The organism is Pseudoalteromonas sp. S3178 (assembly GCF_005886985.1).
In the GTDB taxonomy this organism is placed as follows: Bacteria; Pseudomonadota; Gammaproteobacteria; order Enterobacterales; family Alteromonadaceae; genus Pseudoalteromonas; species Pseudoalteromonas carrageenovora.
Genome location: NZ_PNCW01000145.1, coordinates 1 through 235 on the forward strand (window position 1 = coordinate 1; position 235 = coordinate 235).

A 235-nucleotide genomic window follows, 5' to 3' on the forward strand; every position below is an offset into this window, starting at 1 on the left:
CACACTAAAAAAAGCAACAAAGCAAAGTGAAGCGGTACCAGACACCACAGAAAAATGGCTGGCACTCGTAGAAACGACCTTATTTGAACTACAAGAGCTTGCCCATATGGAAAAAGCTTATATGCAAAAATCAAGAACGATGAATAACCTAATTGAGTTGGTGTACTCCAGTGCCCCAAGCATGGACTAGCAACTAAAGGTTATTGCTGTTGAGTTTTGCATTGACAAGAGTGCT

General features: G+C 40.9%; 1 protein-coding gene. It reads left to right on the top strand.

The features are described 5' to 3' along the window. Window positions 1–190: hypothetical protein (locus tag CWC11_RS20390; protein ID WP_138684145.1), on the top strand; the 190-nt coding region annotated here is incomplete at its 5' end. Window positions 191–235: the final 45 nt, after the last annotated feature.